This is a genomic window from Rhizobium sp. NFACC06-2, assembly GCF_900101425.1.
In the GTDB taxonomy this organism is placed as follows: domain Bacteria; phylum Pseudomonadota; class Alphaproteobacteria; order Rhizobiales; family Rhizobiaceae; genus Agrobacterium; species Agrobacterium leguminum.
Genome location: NZ_FMVA01000003.1, coordinates 418,829 through 433,705, shown reverse-complemented (window position 1 = coordinate 433,705; position 14,877 = coordinate 418,829). Strand labels below are relative to the sequence as shown.

15 protein-coding genes are annotated in these 14,877 nt (G+C 60.5%); 5 read left to right on the top strand and 10 right to left on the bottom strand.

Going from position 1 to position 14,877, the window contains the following annotated elements; translation table 11 throughout:
- Positions 1-45: 45 nt before the first annotated feature.
- Positions 46-1,251 (top strand): zinc metallochaperone GTPase ZigA, encoded by a 1,206-nt coding sequence (gene zigA, locus F3H58_RS08810; protein ID WP_149741921.1) that lies wholly within the window; start codon positions 46-48, stop codon positions 1,249-1,251.
- 204 nt (positions 1,252-1,455) lie between these two features.
- On the opposite strand, the gene F3H58_RS08805 is transcribed toward zigA, so the two are convergent.
- The 3 genes from F3H58_RS08805 to F3H58_RS08795 form a co-directional block, all read right to left on the bottom strand.
- Positions 1,456-1,893, bottom strand: a complete 438-nt coding sequence (locus F3H58_RS08805; protein WP_149741920.1) for a YqaA family protein — start codon at positions 1,891-1,893, stop codon at positions 1,456-1,458.
- 97 nt (positions 1,894-1,990) lie between these two features.
- Positions 1,991-2,260, bottom strand: a complete 270-nt coding sequence (locus tag F3H58_RS08800; protein WP_149741919.1) for a hypothetical protein — start codon at positions 2,258-2,260, stop codon at positions 1,991-1,993.
- Positions 2,257-3,393 carry a CobW family GTP-binding protein gene (locus F3H58_RS08795; protein WP_149741918.1) on the bottom strand — a complete coding sequence of 379 codons (1,137 nt, stop codon included), beginning with the start codon at positions 3,391-3,393 and terminating at the stop codon, positions 2,257-2,259. Before F3H58_RS08795 ends, F3H58_RS08800 begins: the two co-directional genes overlap by 4 nt.
- Positions 3,394-3,703: 310 nt before the next feature.
- On the opposite strand from F3H58_RS08795, the gene ugpB reads away from it, so the two are divergent.
- From ugpB to F3H58_RS08775, 4 genes are all read left to right on the top strand, one after another.
- Positions 3,704-5,014: a sn-glycerol-3-phosphate ABC transporter substrate-binding protein UgpB gene (gene ugpB / locus F3H58_RS08790; RefSeq protein WP_188128837.1), complete on the top strand. Its 1,311-nt coding sequence runs from the start codon at positions 3,704-3,706 to the stop codon at positions 5,012-5,014.
- 69 nt (positions 5,015-5,083) lie between these two features.
- Complete coding sequence (gene ugpA / locus F3H58_RS08785; protein WP_078052474.1) at positions 5,084-5,965, top strand: sn-glycerol-3-phosphate ABC transporter permease UgpA; 882 nt, start codon at positions 5,084-5,086, stop codon at positions 5,963-5,965.
- A 10-nt stretch (positions 5,966-5,975) separates the two neighbouring features.
- Complete coding sequence (gene ugpE / locus F3H58_RS08780) at positions 5,976-6,824, top strand: sn-glycerol-3-phosphate ABC transporter permease UgpE (protein ID WP_080854682.1); 849 nt, start codon at positions 5,976-5,978, stop codon at positions 6,822-6,824.
- Positions 6,824-7,885 carry a sn-glycerol-3-phosphate import ATP-binding protein UgpC gene (locus tag F3H58_RS08775; protein ID WP_149741916.1) on the top strand — a complete coding sequence of 354 codons (1,062 nt, stop codon included), beginning with the start codon at positions 6,824-6,826 and terminating at the stop codon, positions 7,883-7,885. The genes ugpE and F3H58_RS08775 overlap by 1 nt, the downstream gene beginning before the upstream one ends.
- A 72-nt stretch (positions 7,886-7,957) precedes the next feature.
- Here F3H58_RS08775 and F3H58_RS08770 read toward each other — a convergent pair whose 3' ends face one another.
- From F3H58_RS08770 to odc2, 7 genes are all read right to left on the bottom strand, one after another.
- A complete protein-coding gene (locus F3H58_RS08770) occupies positions 7,958-8,401 on the bottom strand; it encodes a glyoxalase superfamily protein (protein WP_149741915.1) in 444 nt (147 codons plus the stop codon).
- 210 nt (positions 8,402-8,611) lie between these two features.
- On the bottom strand, positions 8,612-9,310 hold the full coding sequence (locus F3H58_RS08765; RefSeq protein WP_065655479.1) for an OmpW/AlkL family protein: 699 nt from the start codon (positions 9,308-9,310) through the stop codon (positions 8,612-8,614).
- Positions 9,311-9,620: 310 nt separating this feature from the next.
- On the bottom strand, positions 9,621-10,916 hold the full coding sequence (locus tag F3H58_RS08760) for an MFS transporter (RefSeq protein WP_149741914.1): 1,296 nt from the start codon (positions 10,914-10,916) through the stop codon (positions 9,621-9,623).
- Between the two features lie 89 nt (positions 10,917-11,005).
- On the bottom strand, positions 11,006-11,407 hold the full coding sequence (locus tag F3H58_RS08755) for a MarR family winged helix-turn-helix transcriptional regulator (RefSeq protein ID WP_149741913.1): 402 nt from the start codon (positions 11,405-11,407) through the stop codon (positions 11,006-11,008).
- 95 nt (positions 11,408-11,502) lie between these two features.
- Positions 11,503-12,744, bottom strand: a complete 1,242-nt coding sequence (locus tag F3H58_RS08750) for an MFS transporter (RefSeq protein ID WP_149741912.1) — start codon at positions 12,742-12,744, stop codon at positions 11,503-11,505.
- Between the two features lie 203 nt (positions 12,745-12,947).
- Entirely contained in the window at positions 12,948-13,517 is a 570-nt protein-coding gene (locus F3H58_RS08745; RefSeq protein ID WP_080854677.1) for a GNAT family N-acetyltransferase, read from the bottom strand.
- A gap of 193 nt (positions 13,518-13,710) precedes the next feature.
- Positions 13,711-14,844: an ornithine/lysine decarboxylase gene (gene odc2 / locus F3H58_RS08740; protein WP_003523360.1), complete on the bottom strand. Its 1,134-nt coding sequence runs from the start codon at positions 14,842-14,844 to the stop codon at positions 13,711-13,713.
- Positions 14,845-14,877 lie beyond the last annotated feature (33 nt).

Below are 14,877 nucleotides of genomic sequence, written 5' to 3'. Positions count from 1 at the left end.
GCCGCCATGAGGTCCACGCGAGCTTTGCCAAAGAACGAGGTCCATATGTCGCAAAAACTTCCCGTCACCGTGCTTTCCGGCTTTCTCGGCGCCGGCAAGACGACGCTTCTCAACCATATTCTCGCCAATCGCGATGGTCTGCGCGTGGCGTTGATCGTCAACGACATGAGCGAAATCAATATCGACGCCGCACTGGTGCGCGATGGCGGCGCCAATCTCTCCCGCACGGAGGAGCAATTGGTGGAAATGACCAATGGCTGCATCTGTTGCACGCTGCGCGACGACCTCTTGACGGAGGTGCGGGCGCTGGCCGAACAGGGCCGTTTCGATTACCTGCTGATCGAATCCACCGGCATCGCCGAGCCGCTTCCGGTCGCCGCAACCTTCGATTTTCGCGATGAAAACGGCCGCAGCCTTTCCGATGTCGCGCGTCTCGACACCATGGTGACGGTGGTGGATGCCGCCAATCTTCTCAACGATTACGGCTCCTCCGATTTTCTGGCCGACCGGGGCGAAACGGCCGGCGATGGCGACAACCGCACCATCGTCGACCTTCTGGTGGAGCAGATCGAATTTGCCGATGTCGTCGTTCTCAACAAGATCGGGACTGCCACACCGGAACAGCGAGACGCCGCCCGAAAGATCATTGTCGGGCTGAACCCGGATGCGAAATTGATTGAAGCCGATTTCGGCAAAGTAGCGCTGAAGGAGGTTCTGGGCACGGGACGTTTCGATTTCGCCAGGGCCGAAGAACACCCCCTGTGGTTCAAGGAATTGCACGGCTTCAAGGACCACATTCCCGAAACCGAGGAATATGGCATCCGCTCCTTCGTTTACCGCGCCCAAAAACCCTTCGACCCCGTGATGTTCCAGCGTTTCATCGACCGCGCCTGGCCAGGCGTGGTGCGCGCCAAGGGCTTTTTTTGGCTGGCGACGCGTCCGCGTTATGTCGGCGAGATCAGCCAGGCCGGCGCGTTGGTGCGCACCGGCAAGATGGGCCTGTGGTGGTCCGCCGTGCCGAAGGAGCAATGGCCCCGCGAAAAGCAGTTCCTCGATATGATGAAGCCCTATCTCGATCCGGTCTTCGGCGACCGGCGACAGGAAATCGTCTTCATCGGCTCCGACCCGATGAACGAGGAGCGCATCCGCGCGCAGCTCGACGCCTGCCTGATCGATACCGAGGCATTCACGCCGGATGCATGGCGGCACCTGCCCGATCCTTTCGCAAGTTGGGACCGGCAGGCGGCTTGATTGTCTACACCGCCCGCATTTCGGCCGAGCGGTTGCGTCTTTCGCCTTCTCCCCGCCGGGGAGAAGGTCGCGGCAGCGGGATGAGGGGGCGAGGGTAGCGATATGCGGTAAGCTTGCCCCCTCATCTGACCCTTCGGGCCATCTTCTCCCCGGCGGGGAGAAGAAACGGGAGGCATCCTCTCGCGAAAATAAGCAATTGAAAAATTATAAAAAATTCAGCGTCACCAGCGCCAGAACGAGATAACGCCCGACCTTGGCGATGGTGACCAGCAGCAGGAAGACCGGCAGCGGTTCCTTCATGATGCCGGCGGCGACCGTCAGCGGATCGCCAATCAGCGGCGCCCAGCTGATGAGCAGGGACCATTTGCCATAACGACGATACCAGTTCTGGGCGCGCTCCAGCGCCACCTCCCCGACCGGAAACCAGCGTTCATGCCGAAAACGCTCGATACCGCGGCCGAGCAGCCAGTTCGCAAAGGAGCCGGCGACATTGCCGGCGCTGGCCACGGCGACCAGCAGCCAGACGGGCTGTGATTTCAAAACGATGAGGCCGGCCAGTGCGGCCTCCGACTGCATGGGCAGAATGGTCGCCGCGATAAACGCCGTCAGGAACAAACCCGCATATACCGCCAGATCGGTCATTGCCCGCCCTTCATCATCCGCGAATCCCGTCGCTGCCCCTGAAGTGGCGGATGAGGGCGTCGGCGGTCAAGCGCATCTTGAGCCTGAAAACAGGTTCTCAAGCCGAATTCGCAGCGATGGCGCGCACGATATCGTCATGATCCACCGCGAGAAGCGGCTTGTGGATGGATAGTTGCCGGCTTGTACCGGAAGCCGCCAGGATGACGATCACCGTTTCGCGCGGCGGGCAATCCGGCAGGGCGCAGGAAAGCTCGCTGACGGTGATAATGTCTTCGGGGTGGAGATGCAGCAGAGCGCGGGACCATTGCTTCAGAAGACGGGCCTGCGAGACGATTGCCGAGCCGCTGCGCGCAAGCGGATTGTTCATGCCCTCCCCTTTCGCCCCGCCTGCGAGGCCAATGTCTCGAAGAGAGCGCGGATCGGCTGCTGCGGCATGTCCATGCCGATCAGCACGATGCGCGTGGAACGATTGCCATCCGGCCAGCGCTCCATGCGGGTCAATGGATAAAGCCGGTGCTGCACCGCATGGGCGACAACCGGCCGCTCCGGGTCATCCGTTGCACCGAAAATTCCCTTGAGCCGCAGCAGGCCGGAATGCACATTGCTGGTGACGAGCTCCAGAAAGGTGACGATCGCCTGCGGATCGAAAGCGCCGTCAAAGGTGAGATTGAAAGCCTCGACCCCGACGCCATGGCGGTTGATGTCGTGCTGGTGGGCGGCATGAAGGCTCAGCCTGTCGGCCGCAATCCACCCCGGCGCATCCTCCGGCTTGCCGCGCAGCGAATAATCCGAGGCTGCAAACAATGACATCAGATCGAAGTCGGCGGCATTACGGTCATGAAACGAGGCCGCAGGATTGAGATCGGCGAGGCTTTCGCGGTCCACGGCCGCAGCATTGGCAAGATCGGTTTTCGTCAGAACGATATGATCGGCGAAGGCAAGCTGTTTCCAGCCTTCGATAAAGTTGTCGAGCATCGCCGGGCCGGAGACAACGTCGAAAGCCGTGACCACGCCTGAAAGGTGGAAATGCCGGGCCACGATGTGATCGCGCAGGCCAAGCGCCGGCGTGCCGCCGGCGATCAGGCTGTTGATGATCGGCGCGGGATCGGCAAGGCCGGTGGTTTCGATGACGACCCGCGATACTTGCGGCATCATCCCTTCCAGAAAGGCCTGATGCAGCTCGTAAAGCGAAGTGCGGATATCGCTGGTGGCCGTACAGCAGATGCAGCCCGTCGTCGTTCTGAAATATCGCTCGGAACCCGTTCGCACCAGACCGTGATCAATGGGCACCGAGCCGAATTCATTGACGATGACCGCGGCATCGTGCATGGCCGGCTCAGTCAGAAGCGCGTTCAGCAACGTCGTCTTGCCCGCGCCCAGAAAACCGGTCAGCAGGGTAACCGGCACCGTGCGGACAGGTGGCGCGACGGCCGAATCGTCCCTGGAATCGACCGCCTTTTTCCGCTTCATCCCGAACACATCCGCACCTTCGATATTCATAAATTCACCGCACCATAGTACGTAATGTAATAACATATCAATGCCGATTATTGGATTTCCGGCGGGAGCTGATCCCGCGCCTGTATGCTCCTGAGGGTCGGGCGCATAAAAAAAACCATGGAACGAAGGAAATGGAATAATAAATCCGTTTCCTTCACTTTCGTTTTAATCGTTCCACGTTCTCTTGCATTTTCGTTAGAGTTCGCTTTTAATCAGTAATGCTAATACAGAGAAGATCGCCCGCAGCCGGATCGAGGAGGAACCACTGCAATAAGGGGCTGTATCTTTTACTGTTTTCATAATGGGAGGAATGACCTTGAAAAAACTCAGCTACCGCCTCGCCGCGGCATCCGCGCTTTCGTTTTTTGTCACATCGAATGCATATGCAGTAACGGACATTCAGTGGTGGCACGCCATGACCGGCGCCAATAACGAGGTCGTGGATACGCTTGCCAAAGAATTCAACGATAGCCAGAAAGAATACAAGATCACGCCCGTCTTCAAGGGCACCTATCCGGAAACCCTGAATGCCGGCATTGCGGCGTTCCGCGCCAAGCAGCCGCCGGCGATCATTCAGGTCTTCGACGCCGGTTCGGGCGTGATGATGGGTGCTGCCGGCGCCATCAAGCCGGTGGCCGACGTGCTGAAGGAAGGCGGCTACACCTTCAACAAGGCCGACTATCTGGCCGGCATCATGGCCTATTATTCCAAGCCTGACGGCACCATGCTGTCCTTCCCTTACAATTCATCCTCGCCGATCCTCTATTACAACAAGGATGTCTTCCAGAAGGCCGGCCTCGACGCCGCCAACCCGCCGAAGACCTGGCCGGAAGTTTTCGAAGCCGCCAAGAAGATCAAGACCAGCGGTGCGGCGCAGTGCGGTTTCACCTCCACATGGCTCACCTGGATTCAGACCGAAAACTTCGCCGCCTGGAACAACGTCTCCTATGGCAGCAATGAAAACGGCCTTGGCGGCACGGATGTGAAGCTTGCGGTCAATGCGCCGCTGTTCGTCGAGCATTTCCAGGCGATTGCCGATCTCGCCAAGGATGGCACCTTCCGTTATGGCGGCCGCACCTCGGAAGCCAAGCAGCTGTTCATGTCCGGTGAATGCGGCATCCTGACCGAATCCTCCGGCGGCCTTGGCGATATCGTCAAGACCGGCATGAATTACGGCATCGGTCAGCTGCCCTATTATGAGGGCCATGGTCCGCAGAACACCATTCCCGGCGGCGCCAGCCTCTGGGTCTTCGGCGGCAAGAGCGATGCCGAATATAAGGGTGTGGCCGAGTTCTTCCACTTCCTCTCCCAGACCAAGATTCAGGCGCGCCTGCATCAGGTCTCCGGCTATATGCCCGTGACCATCGCGGCCTATGAGGAAACCAAGAAATCCGGCTTCTATGACAAGAACCCCGCCCGTGAAACGCCGTTGCTGCAGATGATGGGCAAGCCGCCGACAGAAAACTCCAAGGGCGTGCGTCTCGTAAACCTGCCGCAGGTGCGCGACATCATGAATGAGGAATTCGAGGCGATGCTGGCCGGCAAGCAGGACGCGAAAGCGGCACTCGACAAGATTGTAGAGCGCGGCGATGCGGCCATCAAACAGGCTGCCGGCAACTAAACGATCCCCTGGCCCGCCCGCATCCTCAAGAGGGTGCGGGCGGCATTCCCATCTCATCAGGAGATCGCCGTGCAAAGCGTCGTATTCCCCAACAAGATCCTGCCCTATCTGCTGGTCGCGCCGCAGATCATCCTCACGGTGATCTTTTTCTTCTGGCCGGCAAGCCAGGCGCTCTACCAGTCGACCATGCGCGAGGATGCCTTCGGGCTGAGCAGCAATTTCGTCGGGCTGGCCAATTTTTCCGCCGTGCTGTCGGATGAAAGCTATCTGAACTCGCTGCAGGTCACCGTCATCTTCAGCATCCTGACCGCGCTCGTCTCCATGGGGCTGGCGCTGCTTCTGGCGACGGCGGCGGACCGCGTGGTGCGCGGCAAGGGTTTTTACCGCACCATGATGATCATGCCCTATGCCGTCGCCCCTGCGGTGGCCGGCATGTTGTGGCTCTTCATGTTCAACCCGGCCATGGGCACCTTCTCCTACATCCTGCGCCGCAACGGCATCATGTGGGATCCGCTGCTCAATGGCGACCAGGCCATGCTGCTCGTCGTCGCGGCGGCTGCGTGGAAGCAGATCAGTTATAATTTCCTGTTTTTTGTCGCAGGCTTGCAGGCAATTCCTAAATCATTGCTGGAAGCAGCCTCCATCGATGGCGCGCGCGGTTCGCGGCGCTTCTGGACCATCGTTTTCCCGCTGCTTGCGCCGACCACCTTCTTCCTTCTGGTCGTCAACACGGTCTACGCCTTCTTCGATACGTTCGGCATCATCCATGCCGTCACCGGCGGCGGCCCCGCCAAGGCGACCGAAACATTGGTCTACAAGGTCTATAATGATGGCTTCGTGAACCTCAATCTCGGCTCTTCCGCCGCGCAATCCGTGATCCTGATGGTGATCGTCATCGCGCTCACCGCCTTCCAGTTCCGCTTCGTCGAGAAGCGCGTGCATTACGGCTGAGGATTTCACAATGATTGAAAATCGCCCGGTCGCCCGCGTGATCGCCCATCTGATGCTGGTACTCGGCATCATCATCGTGGCCTTCCCGATCTATTACACCTTCGTCGCCTCCTCCATGACGTCGACGGATATCATCCGCCCGCCCATGTCGCTTTTGCCCGGCGACCATCTTGGCGCCAATTACACCGAGGCCATGGTCGGCGGTGTCGAAAGAGTGGTCGGCGTCAGCCTCGAGCGGCTGCTGTTCAACAGCTTCGTCGTGGCGCTCGCCATCGCCATCGGCAAGATCGTCATTTCGTTCCTGTCGGCCTTCGCCATCGTCTTCTTCCGCTTTCCCTTCCGCATGGGCTTCTTCTGGATGATCTTCATCACGCTCATGCTGCCGGTGGAAGTGCGTATCCTGCCCACCTACAAGGTCATCGTCGATCTTGGGCTGATCGACACCTATGCGGGACTGACGCTGCCGCTGATGGCATCTGCGACGGCAACCTTCCTGTTCCGGCAGTTCTTCCTGACCATTCCCGGCGAACTGGTCGAGGCGGCGCGCATCGACAATGCAGGGCCGTTCCGTTTCATGCGGGACATCCTGCTGCCGCTGTCGAGAACCAATATCGCCGCTCTGTTCGTGATCCTGTTCATCTATGGCTGGACCCAGTATCTCTGGCCGCTGCTCGTGACCAACGACGCCAAGATGAACACGATCATCATCGGCTTGAAGCGCATGGTGGATTTCACCGACGCCTCGACGCCCTGGAATTATGTGATGGTGACGGCGATCCTCGCCATCATCCCCCCGATTATCGTTGTGGTGCTGATGCAGCGCTGGTTCGTCAAAGGTTTGGTGGAGACCGAAAAGTAATGGCAAAAATTGCGCTGAAAGACGTCCGCAAGGTTTATGGCGGCAATGTCGAGGCCATCAAGGGCGTGTCGATGGACATCGCCGACGGCGAAATGATCGTGCTCGTCGGCCCCTCCGGCTGTGGAAAATCCACCCTGCTGCGCATGATCGCCGGTCTGGAAGGTATTTCCGGCGGCCAGATCGTCATCGGCGACCGGGTCGTCAACGATCTCGAGCCCTCCGACCGTGATATCGCCATGGTGTTCCAGAACTATGCGCTTTATCCGCATATGACGGTGCGCCAGAACCTTGCCTATGGCCTGAAGAACCGCAACACGCCGAAGGAAGAAATCGAGCGGCGCATCACCGAGGCGGCCAAGGCCCTGGAGATCGAGCAGTTCCTGGAGCGCAAGCCGCGCCAGCTTTCCGGCGGCCAGCGCCAGCGTGTGGCCATGGGCCGCGCCATCGTGCGCAAACCGGCAGCCTTCCTGTTCGACGAGCCGCTCTCCAACCTCGATGCCAAGCTGCGCGTGCAGATGCGTGTCGAAATCCGCCGCCTGCAGCGCTCGCTCGCCACCACCAGCGTTTATGTCACCCACGACCAGATGGAGGCCATGACGCTGGCCGACCGGCTGGTGGTGCTGAATGCCGGCCGCATCGAGCAGATGGGCACGCCGATCGAGCTTTACGAAAAGCCGGCGACCACCTTCGTCGCCACCTTCATCGGCTCGCCTTCCATGAACCTGCTGAGCCATGGTGCGACATCGGCAAACGGCTCTTCCGGCTGGTCGGTGCAGGCAACCGCAGCACTGCCGCAGGGCGTCGCCACGCTCGGCATCCGCCCCGAAGACATCACCCTTGCAGATGAAGCCCCCGCAGACGCCGCCTTCACCGGCACCGTGCAGGTGGACGCCGTGGAACTGGTGGGGGCGGAAAGCTATGTGCATGGCTCCTTCGCCGACGGCACAACAATCGTTTTCCGCGTCCATGGCCGCTCGCAGCTGCGCATCGGCGAAACGCTGAAAATCGCCGCCCAGGCGAAGGATTTTCACCTGTTCGACGCGTCGGGTAAACGGATTTAGGCTTCATCGCAGAAACGGGACACCCGCCACTCGGCGGGTGCTCACACTATAGCTAGAATATCCGCCAGCTCCCTACCACACCAGTTCCACCTGCGGCCGACCATTGGAGGTTTTCTCCACGGTGCGGCCGGATGTATCAACATTGCAGTGGACGCGCTGGCGAAAGGCGGAAAAGCTTTCGAAAGTCACCACATCCACCGGATCGTCGAGATGCAGGGTCAGCCGGTAGCGTTCGGGATCGCCGCCGAGCGCCTGCACGCCCAGCACCGAAGCCACGAAGGGTTGGCCGAGGTAAAAACCTTCCACCCTTGAACCCAGAAGATAGGGGTTGAAGGCGGGGCGGTTGCCGGCCGATGCGTGGAGGGTGTTCCAGTCGCGGAAGCCATATTGCGCGGCGATGAGTTCCAGCGCTTTCGAATGGGTGATTGCCTGCCCCTGATCCTGAAGGGCGGCGCGCAGGCGTTTTGCCTGTTCTTTCAGCCCCTCAAGTGCGGGGAGCGGTTTGGACACGTTCATAACGGTTCTCCAACATGCGCATGCCGAATGTTCCGAAGGGGTCCGCGTTACCATCGACGACATGCAAAACATGGGGATGACCGTTATCAAGGATAAGAGCTTCACCAGGGGCGCAAACGCCTGCGGACGGCCGGGGCTCTTTGCCCGTGGCCGTCCGTATAACTCAGAAAGCGCCGCCCGTCAAAGGCCGCGCTGAAGCGCGTCCCGAGATCAGAAGCGATAGGTGATACCCGCGCCGATCAGCCATGGATCGAGCTTGGCCTTGCCGCTGATCGGTGTGCCGCCGAGTTCCGCAGTCCAGTCGGTCTTGAGGAAAATCTTCTTCACGTCGAAGTTCACGCCCCAATGTTCGTCCAGCATATAGTCGAAACCGACCTGCACGGCTGCACCGACCTTGTTCTTGACATCGAGATTGCTGAAACCGGGCTTTTCCGTCTGGTTATAGAACAGCGAATAGTTCACGCCCGCGCCGATATAGGGCTTGAAAGCACCGAAATCGGTGAAGTGATATTGCAGCGTCAATGTCGGCGGCAGCAGCCACGTCTTGCCGACCGGCGTGCCAGCCAGCACACCCTCGCCATTGATCTTGGCATAGGTGGTGCCGAGGATAAGCTCCGCGGCGAAGTTTTCGGTGAAGAAATAGCTGATGTCGAGTTCCGGGATCACGGTGTCCGAATAGGACAGGCCCGCTCCCGGCACACCGTCGACGCTGCCACTATCATGGGTGATGACGCCGAGGCCGCGCACGCGCAGCATCCACGGGCTTGCCGCTGCAATCGCCTCTTCGGCGGTGGGGGCCGGCGCTGCCTGGGCCAGATCGGCAGCCATCGCATTGGCGGATACCAGCATGGCCGCGACACCGACTGCGACACTGGCAAGCAAGGCGGTTTTTTTGTTTCCGTTCGTCATTCCATCTCTCCTATAGCGCACCGCAGCCGGGCAAGTCCCCGGAACCGGCTGATGACGGCGGGCTTTCGCGAATCTTCGCCTGCCGCAACCGCTTGGGGCTACTATGACGAAGGGAGAGGCGGGCCGATTGAGATGGATCAAACCGGGACGCCGATCATGGATCGGAACGATTGACCGGCAAGGATTGTGACAATTACGCAACAATTGCCGTCCAGCAATCGTGGAGCTCGTGCACAACGCGCCCGGCAGATGCCGGAAAAATACGAAAAAGGCCTGCAAATGCAGGCCTCCTTCCAGTGTATCACGTCTATCACGCGGCCTGGGGCGCCAGGGTTGCGGAGCCCGGCTTGCGCAGAAGCAGAACCGAGACGGCCGCGATCATGCACATCAGACCGGCAATCTGCAGCGCGGGCATATAGGTATCGAAGTCGCTTTTGAAGAAACCCGCGCCAAAGGCGGCGGTGGCGGCTCCCAGCTGGTGGCCCGCAAACACCCAGCCGAAAACGAGACCGGCCTTTTCGCGGCCGAAATTCTCGGCAGCGAGCTTCACCGTCGGCGGCACGGTCGCCACCCAGTCCAGCCCATAAAAGACGGCAAAGACCGAAAGCTCCACGAAGCTGAACCCTGAGAATGAGAGATAAAGTAGGGACAGCCCGCGCAGACCGTAGAACCAGAACAGCAGGAAGCGATTGTCGAACCGGTCGGAAAGCCAGCCTGCGAAGATCGTGCCGAAGAAATCGAAAATGCCGATCACCGCCAACGTGCCTGCCGCCGTCACCGCAGCCATGCCGAAATCGCCGCAGATCGAAATCCAGTGTGTCTGGATGAGACCGTTGGTCGAAAGCCCGCAGACAAAGAAGGTGCCGAAAAGCACCCAGAACACCGGGTTGCCCGATACGCTCTTCAGGGTCACCAGCGGCGATACCAGTGTGGCGAGAAGATTGTGATCCTGCTTGACCGGCTTCGCCACCGCCGTCTCGCCATAGGCCGGCAGGCCGACATCGGCAGGATGGTCACGCATCAAAAGCAGGACGAGAACCATGGCGGTGGCGATTACCGCAACGGACAGGGTCAAGGCGGTTCGCCAGCCATAGGCTTCCGTCAGCGCCGCCAGCAGCGGCAGGAAAACCAGCTGACCGGTGGCGTTGCTCGCCGTCATGAGGCCGATCACCAGTCCGCGACGCTTGGAAAACCAGCGTGTCGCCACGGTGGCGCCCAATACCAGTGCGGTCATGCCGGTACCGACGCCGATCACCACGCCCCAGAGCAGCAGCAATTGCCACACCTCGGTCATGAAGAAGGAGGCGACAATGCCGCCCATGATCAGGGCAAGCGCGGTGGAAACCACCTGCCGGACACCAAAATGATTCATGAAGGCGGCGGCAAAAGGCCCGAGCTGGCCAAAAAGCACCAGCCTGACGGCCATTGCGGAGGAAATATCGGCGATATCCCAGCCGAATTCCTGATGCAGCGGCTGGATCATCACCCCCGCGGACCCCATCGCACCGGCGGTCGCCAGCATCGTCAGGAAGGTGGTTGCAGCAACGAGCCAGCCATAATGCAGATTTCTGCCGGCCATCCAGCTGGCGAGGCCTGTGGAGAGCATGTTCAAATTCCCTTTCCAGCGGCCGCGGCCGATATTTTGCGGGTATATACCCTGTATTGCGGGCAGATACCCGCTTATGTCCCCAAAAATCACAGGGCTGCGAGCAGTTCCTGCAATTGCGCTGTCTTCTCGGGCCCAAGCCGGGCCTCGATTTCATCCTGCACCCCATCCCAGAGCGGCGCGCCCGCTTTCAGGATCGCGTGGCCTTCCTTCGTCACGGTCAGCATCGCTTCCCGCTGATCCTCGCCGTGACCGATGGCCACCAGACCCCTGCGAGCCAGCACCTTCGCGTTGCGGCCGACGGTGGAACGATCCAGCTCCACTCGCGCGGCCAGATCGGTCAACGAAACCGGCGCCGTGCGGTTGATGTTCCGCAACAGGCTGAACTGACCGATATTCACGCCAAGCGGCGCCAGGGCCTCGTCATAATAAGACGAAACCTTGCGGGATGCTTTGCGCAACAGGATGCAATGGCAACTATCGTTTGGCATTTGTCTCGGGTATATACCCGTAAATTTCTACGCGCAAGAGGCATGGAGCGCGATGAGGCGATAAAACGGCCGGCAGGTCACCGCGCAGGAGGGAGTCAAAAGCGCAGTCGGAAAAAGCCATAAACGGCCAGAACCGCGCAGATAAAGGCTCCGACCAGATAAGGCATATGCAGTGCCGCAATTCGGCCGACCCCCGGCTCGGCAAAACTGACCAGTATGCCGGCGGCAAACGCGCCAAACGACATCGCCCCCCAACCGAAAAACCGATAGACGGAATTGACGCGCCCAAGCAGCTCATCCGGAATAAGCCTTTGCCTATAGCTGACGGTAACCACGTTCCACAACATGCCCGCTGCGGCCTCGAAAAACAGACCGGCCGCCACTAGCGGTACGGACGCCGACAGGCCGAGCACCAGATTGAACAGTGCAAATGCGCAAAGCGCCAGAAAGAGGCTTACTCTCGCCCCCAGCTGGCGGGCAAGCCATGGAGAGATCAGCCCGCCAAGAACGCCGCCCGCTGCGCCGCATGTCAACAGCACGCCATAGGCGGTCGCGGACAGATTGAGCACCTCCTGCGCATAGAGAACGAGGATCGTCATTCCCCCGGCAAATACGGCGTTGATTGCTCCCAGCATGATGGCCAGCCGAAGGATCATGGTATTGCGCCGCATCCAGCCAAGTCCTTCCTGCAATGCGGGCCAGAAAGAAACGGGGCTGGAGGGCCTACGCGGCGGCAGCACGATGAGCCAGATCAACGCCGCCGAAACCCCATAAAAACCGGCATCGAGACCGAAGGGAATGGCGATGCCCGCCGCAATCAACAAGCCGGCCAGCGGTGGGCCTATGAACTGGCCAGTGACCTGTTCGGCGCTCCACATCTGGCCATTGGCATGTTCAAGATCACCCGGCGCGACAAGCGAAGGCAGGATCGTCTGAGCCGCATTGTCCCGAACGACTTCGGCGCAGCCGAACAGGAAGGCTATTACCGCCAGCGAAAAAATCGCCGTCGAACCAGATCGCGTCGGCAATGGCGGGTTTATGGTAGCGGAGATCATTGCGACGGCGCATACCATCAGCGCCAGCCGCACCATGTCCGCCCTCACCATCAGCAGACGCCGGTCGCTTCGATCCGTCCAGACACCGACCGGCAGTGCAAAAAGCAGCCAGGGCAGCCGTTGCGCCACCGCGATCATGGAAATCAGCAGCGGATCGCTGGTCAGCAAGGTGCCCAGCCATGGTATCGCCACCATCGAAATACCATCGGCAAGATTGGATACGGCGCTCGCGGAGAATAGCAGGCGGTAGTCGCGATTGGTTCGGAGTAGAGCTGCCTGCATGCCTGATCCCCTGCTGCTGAAATCACGCCGGAGCAGACATAAACTGTCGCAATGGCCAAAGAGGCAATTGCGACCCTATCGCCGCCGAACCGGTATCGCATCCGATTCCGCAGCCTCGCATGAAAGAATATTTTGCAGCAATACAATTTCGCTGGATCGGCTCCGGCCACCCGGCCGGAGCACGAAATCAACGGTTGACGGTCTCAGGCAGAGAGCCTGCGCCCGCTTGCCACCAGCAGGCCGGCAGCGCCTTCAAGCCAGCCGGCTTTCAGTTCCAGCGCCAGGAAACGGCTGCGCTCGAACGGGCCGGGCATGATGAGGTGCTGGGCCTTGTCGGCGAAAAAGCCGAAGCGCTCGTAATAGGGCGCATCGCCAACCAGAAGAACGGCGCCGTGGCCACGCTTGGTGGCTTCGGCAATGGCAGCGCGCATCAGCGCCGAGCCGATGCCCTTGCCTTCATGGGCGGCATCGACGGCCAGCGGGCCGAGCAGCAGCGCTTCGACGGCGCGGCCTTCGCGCGAGATGCCGGCCTCGACGTTCCACAGGCGCACCGTGCCGATGACATGGCCGTCCTCATCGCGGGCGACGAGCGCCAGGCCTTCGGCCGGAATGCGACCCGCGCGCAGCTTTTCGGAAGACTTGCGGCGGCGACCGGCGCCCATGGCGCGGTCCAGAAGGTTCTCACGGGCGACGACATCGCCCGGATTTTCCTGATCGACATGAAATGTCTGCGGCGTGAAAAATGCCCGTACCGAATTCAAAAGAGCGGCCATCCTTGGCCTCCCGTCACACTACCGCCCACACGCGGCCCTTGATGAAAAATTGGTGGAGCCGTTCCGGCCCGCCGACACGCTTTCCTCGGCTGGAAGAGGTGCAGCAAGCAGGGATTTGCGCATCAGCACAATCGGCAAAGCCGGAACGGAAGCTTGGTCGAGACGCCGCCCTGCTCAGCGGACGGCGCTCGGATCAGATGACGTAGGCCTTCAACGGCTCGAAACCGTTGAACGCGACCGCCGAATAGGTGGTCGTGTAAGCGCCCGTGCCTTCGATCAGAACTTCGTCACCGATGGTCAGCGAGACCGGCAGCGGGTACATGTTCTTTTCATACAGCACGTCGGCGCTGTCGCAGGTCGGGCCGGCCAGAACGCAGGGCTCCATCTCGTCCTGATCGCGCTCAGTGCGGATCGGGTAACGGATAGCCTCGTCCATCGTTTCGGCGAGACCGCCGAATTTGCCGATGTCGAGGAACACCCAGCGGTGGTTGTCATTGTCGGACTTGCGCGACACGAGAACGACTTCCGCCTTGATGACGCCGGCATTGCCGACCATGCCGCGGCCCGGCTCGATGATCGTCTTCGGGATCTGGTTGCCGAAGTGCTTGCGCAGCGCCGTGTCGATCGCCTGGCCGTATTCTTCGGCAGCCGGAACGTCGCGCAGGTACTTGGTCGGGAAACCACCGCCCATGTTGACCATCTGCAGGTGGATGCCCTGCTTGGCGAGCGAAGCGAAGACGCGCTTGGCATCGGCCAGCGCCGCATCCCATGCGTCGAGGTTCATCATCTGCGAACCGACATGGAAGGATACGCCGTAGGACTCGAGGCCGAGCTGATGTGCATAGACCAGAACGTCGACAGCCATCTGCGGAACGCAGCCGAACTTGCGCGACAGCGGCCATTCGGCGCCTTCGCCATCCGTCAGCACGCGGCAGAAGACGCGCGCGCCGGGAGCAGCACGGGCGACCTTCTCGACTTCCTCATGGCTGTCCACGGCGAAGAGATCGATGCCGAGCGCGTGGGCGCGAGCAACATCGCGTTCCTTCTTGATGGTGTTGCCGAAGGAGATACGGTCAGCCGTCGCACCGGCATCGAGCGCCATCTGGATTTCAGCCACGGAGGCGCAATCGAAGTTGGAGCCGAGCGAAGCGAGCAGCTTCAGGATTTCGGGAGCCGGGTTTGCCTTGACGGCGTAATAAATGGCGCTGTTCGGCAGGGAATGCCGGAAAGCGTTGAAATTGTCGCGCACGACGTCGAGATCAACCACGAGGCAAGGGCCTTCGGGACGTCGGGTCTTGATGAAGTCGAGAATGCGTGCAGTCGTCATCGATGTATTCCCTGTTAAACCGGCTCCGGAAAA

What these genes read in the sequence shown, in the direction of transcription:
- F3H58_RS08765 (WP_065655479.1), bottom strand. Translation starts at nt 9,310, where the DNA reads ATGACGAACGGAAACAAAAAAACCGCCTTGCTTGCCAGTGTCGCAGTC.
- F3H58_RS08755 (WP_149741913.1), bottom strand. Translation starts at nt 11,407, where the DNA reads ATGCCAAACGATAGTTGCCATTGCATCCTGTTGCGCAAAGCATCCCGC.
- F3H58_RS08775 (WP_149741916.1), top strand. Translation starts at nt 6,824, where the DNA reads ATGGCAAAAATTGCGCTGAAAGACGTCCGCAAGGTTTATGGCGGCAAT.
- odc2 (WP_003523360.1), bottom strand. Translation starts at nt 14,844, where the DNA reads ATGACGACTGCACGCATTCTCGACTTCATCAAGACCCGACGTCCCGAA.
- zigA (WP_149741921.1), top strand. Translation starts at nt 46, where the DNA reads ATGTCGCAAAAACTTCCCGTCACCGTGCTTTCCGGCTTTCTCGGCGCC.
- ugpB (WP_188128837.1), top strand. Translation starts at nt 3,704, where the DNA reads ATGACCTTGAAAAAACTCAGCTACCGCCTCGCCGCGGCATCCGCGCTT.
- F3H58_RS08770 (WP_149741915.1), bottom strand. Translation starts at nt 8,401, where the DNA reads ATGAACGTGTCCAAACCGCTCCCCGCACTTGAGGGGCTGAAAGAACAG.
- F3H58_RS08750 (WP_149741912.1), bottom strand. Translation starts at nt 12,744, where the DNA reads ATGCAGGCAGCTCTACTCCGAACCAATCGCGACTACCGCCTGCTATTC.
- F3H58_RS08760 (WP_149741914.1), bottom strand. Translation starts at nt 10,916, where the DNA reads ATGCTCTCCACAGGCCTCGCCAGCTGGATGGCCGGCAGAAATCTGCAT.
- F3H58_RS08745 (WP_080854677.1), bottom strand. Translation starts at nt 13,517, where the DNA reads ATGGCCGCTCTTTTGAATTCGGTACGGGCATTTTTCACGCCGCAGACA.
- F3H58_RS08805 (WP_149741920.1), bottom strand. Translation starts at nt 1,893, where the DNA reads ATGACCGATCTGGCGGTATATGCGGGTTTGTTCCTGACGGCGTTTATC.
- ugpE (WP_080854682.1), top strand. Translation starts at nt 5,976, where the DNA reads ATGATTGAAAATCGCCCGGTCGCCCGCGTGATCGCCCATCTGATGCTG.
- F3H58_RS08800 (WP_149741919.1), bottom strand. Translation starts at nt 2,260, where the DNA reads ATGAACAATCCGCTTGCGCGCAGCGGCTCGGCAATCGTCTCGCAGGCC.
- F3H58_RS08795 (WP_149741918.1), bottom strand. Translation starts at nt 3,393, where the DNA reads ATGAATATCGAAGGTGCGGATGTGTTCGGGATGAAGCGGAAAAAGGCG.